At 47.0% G+C, this 3,399-nt stretch carries 3 protein-coding genes and 1 pseudogene; 2 read left to right on the forward strand and 2 right to left on the reverse strand.

Annotation, left to right across the window (positions count from 1 at the left end; all coding sequences use genetic code 11):
• Nucleotides 1-15: 15 nt before the first annotated feature.
• Nucleotides 16-666: pseudogene (locus Q0236_RS13225) on the forward strand (sodium/proton-translocating pyrophosphatase); the annotation flags it as partial.
• Nucleotides 667-695: 29 nt separating this feature from the next.
• Here Q0236_RS13225 and Q0236_RS02865 read toward each other — a convergent pair.
• On the reverse strand, nucleotides 696-1,334 hold the full coding sequence (locus Q0236_RS02865; RefSeq protein ID WP_297914907.1) for a hypothetical protein: 639 nt from the start codon (nucleotides 1,332-1,334) through the stop codon (nucleotides 696-698).
• Between the two features lie 25 nt (nucleotides 1,335-1,359).
• Nucleotides 1,360-2,172, reverse strand: a complete 813-nt coding sequence (locus Q0236_RS02870) for a M23 family metallopeptidase (RefSeq protein WP_297914910.1) — start codon at nucleotides 2,170-2,172, stop codon at nucleotides 1,360-1,362.
• Between the two features lie 108 nt (nucleotides 2,173-2,280).
• On the opposite strand from Q0236_RS02870, the gene Q0236_RS02875 reads away from it, so the two are divergent.
• The gene (locus Q0236_RS02875; RefSeq protein ID WP_005872227.1) at nucleotides 2,281-3,096 is read left to right on the forward strand and encodes a lipid-binding SYLF domain-containing protein; all 816 of its coding nucleotides are present in this window, start codon (nucleotides 2,281-2,283) and stop codon (nucleotides 3,094-3,096) included.
• The last annotated feature ends 303 nt before the right edge of the window (nucleotides 3,097-3,399 follow it).

Consider the following 3,399-nt stretch of genomic DNA (forward strand, 5'->3'; position numbering starts at 1 on the left):
CCAGTTCGTGCTGTGATGGGACTTGTCGTTGTAGGACTTGGACTTTTAGACATTGCGATATGGTTTTTGATTCTCAGTTTCGTATATTCGGATGGCAATATTGCCTTGATAACAATCACAACTACTATGCTCACATTCGGTATGGGGGCATCAACGCAGGCACTTTTTGCGCGTGTTGGTGGAGGCATCTATACGAAAGCGGCCGATGTTGGGGCTGACCTCGTGGGAAAAGTTGAGGCAGATATTCCCGAAGATGACCCTCGGAATCCGGCTACTATCGCTGATAATGTGGGCGACAATGTGGGTGATGTGGCTGGCATGGGTGCCGATTTATATGAGAGTTACTGTGGAAGCATCTTGTCGACTGCAGCACTTGGGGCCACAGCCTTTGCCTTAAATGGCGATATGCAGCTACGGGCTGTTATTGCACCAATGATTATTGCCGCCGTAGGTATATTCCTTTCACTCATCGGAATCTTTCTCGTTCGTACGAAAGAAGGGGCAGACATGAAAGCTTTGTTACGCGCTTTAGGACTTGGAACGAACGTAAGTGCGGTATTGATTGCCGTGGCCTCGTTTGTGATTCTTTATCTTTTAGGCATTGAAAACTGGCTCGGCTTGTCATTTTCTGTTATCAGTGGACTCGTGGCTGGCGTCATTATAGGACACGCAACAGAGTATTACACCTCACAAAGTTACCGTCCTACGCAGGAGATTGCAAAGGCATGGGCGCTCGTTCTGCCGTTTGCGGCAAAAATATCCTCGCCGCGTCCGTTAAAATTTAACTGCTCTGCATCCAAAAGATCCCCGCCGCGATTATTAAAATCCGCGGAATCCTCCCCTAAAAAAGCGCGATCTTCTTCGCCGCTCGCGCAGCCATCGCTCCATGAAGCCGCATAATCCTCCGCGATCCAGCCGCTGTCATAGCGACCGATCGCTGCGCCGCGAGCCTCTAAATTTAAAGCAAGCTCGTCCGCATGCTCGCTCTCGTTCAAATAATCGGCGCGAGTTTTTAAATTTAGCTCTTCAGCGCGGTCGCTCCCCCTATAAACGCGTTGCGCCATATCGGCTGCGCCGCGGTAGCGTTTTTTGGGGGTAAGGCCGGTCGTAATTCTGTTTGAAATTTCATCGCCGCCCGCGTTTAAAATCCCAAAAATTCTAGCCCGAAATCGCTCAAACTGCTCGCCGCTAAGCGCGATCTTGTCGCTTAGGCTCTGCACGCCGAAGTCTGCGGCGGTAAAATTTACGATCGCTCCGTCCCTACTCGCGACGCGCACGCGGCCTTTGACCGAGCCTTTTAGCTTAAAATCGCTGCCTGCGAGAATTTTTTTCATCAACTCCTTCGGATTGTAGGGCATTTTAGCGCTCGCCAAAAACCACTTCATTAAATTTAGCGACGAAGCTTAGCGGATTGACGCTCACGCCGTTGATCGCGATGCCGAAGTGCAGATGCGGGCCGCTAACTCTACCGCTCTCGCCCGAAAGCGCGATTTCATCGCCTTTGCGAACGTGATCGCCAAGCGTTACCTTGATCTCGCTTAGATGATAGTACTGCGAATAGATGCCGCCGCCGTGATCGATCACGACTGAGCCGCCCGCGTAGTAGCGGTCTTTGGCGATGACTACGACGCCGTCATTGGCTGCGCGCACCGCAGTGCCTACTGCGGCACGATAATCGGTGCCGCTATGATAGCTTTTAAGCTCGCCATTAAAGGTGCGGGCATTGCCGAATGCAGAGGTTATTTTGGAGTTTAAAGGCAGCTCAAACGGCGTGGAAAAAAGATAGCGCGGCGTGGTGATCGCATAGATCGCGTTGGCTTCGTCGAGCTCTTTTTTGATACGCGCGGCGGCTTCTTTGGGCGGTTTAACTTTACCCGGAGCGACGCTTAGAGCCTCTTTTTTATACTCGCCCTTTTTCAAAGCGACGATCTGCTCGCGGCTGCCGCTTTGATCTACTATTCGCAGCGCGAAATCCCCCTTAGCGCGGTAATTCGCCGCTAAAACGGCGATTTTATCGCTAGAATTTGGAGCCGTGATGAGAGGAATTTGCTTCGAGCCAAAGCTCAACTCGGTTGTGCTTTTATCTAATTTTAAGATAACAACATCGCCGTTTACTATGTCTAAAGCAAAAATTTTGATCGCCAAAAGTGCAAAAATAGCTAGAAATTTCATAAATTTTCCAAAATTCGTTATTTTTCATCAATTTTTTGTTAAAAATTAGCTAAAACAAATGAAATTGCTGTTATAATAACGAAAATTCAATTTTAAAAGGATTAAATGATGAAAAAGTTTTTGCTTCTAGCATCTGTTGCACTTTGCGGTCTTTTGCACGCGGACGTCGTGGCAAATCAAGAGGTTATAGCGGCGACTAACGTCGTTAGATCTTTCGTAGCGGCTAATAACTTCGGTACCGACGAGCGCTATCTAACCAGCGCCAAAGCCGTCGCAATACTAACCGACGTAAAACGTTTAGCTGCGGGCGCATCGCTACAATACGGCGATGGAATTTTTAGCGTCAAAGGCGAGAACGGCGAGTGGAGTTCACCGATTTTTATCAAATATAAAGGCTACGGCGTGGGCTTGCAAGCAGGCTACGAGACGAGCGACATTGTTATGATATTCCACACTACAAAGTCATATCAAGACATTTTTACTGGCACAGACACCCTTGAGATCAATGTAGGTGCTGCGGCGGGCGGCGTAGGTAGAAGAACAGGTCGCGCAACCGATCTACCTGATATTTCTGCATGGATGGTAAGCCCGGGCGAGCAAACAGGCGTCTACCTAGGCGTATCGATCGACAACGGCAGAATCACTATCGACGATCAACTAACTAACGACTTCTATGAGAGAATTTACGACTACGAGGATATCTTAAACGATTCTCCGCGCGCGAATAAATATGCAAAAAGATGGAAGGAAGTGATGAGGAAGTATTTTACAAACGGCGAGAAATACGGTGCTAGCAGCAGTGCGGCGATACCTGTAAATCACGTGCAGAAAAAATATCCTGATGGTAAGCCGATCATCTCAAACCGCTCTCCTAGAACTCATGCTAAGGCTACGCGAAGCAAAAAGGCTAAAAAAGCAAAATAAATTATCGAGCCAAGCCCCGCTTATGGGGCTTCTTGTTTTGGCTTTGCGTTGAGTTTGTGCAAGAACGCCTAGATGTGAAATCGAAGCGCATAGGTTATTTTAAAAAGATTTATTGGTTCTTTACTAAAGTATTTTATTTAATTTTATAAGTTATTGGATATATAAAGACCGAATAAAATTTTATGGAATTTAACGAAATTTTTATAAAATTTAATCAGTTTTTTATATTTTTATCACTACAATTATAGTTCTTGTCTCGTTAGCTCAGTTGGTAGAGCATCTGACTCTTAATCAGGCGGCCGT

This window comes from uncultured Campylobacter sp., from assembly GCF_938031315.1.
Lineage (GTDB): Bacteria > Campylobacterota > Campylobacteria > Campylobacterales > Campylobacteraceae > Campylobacter_B.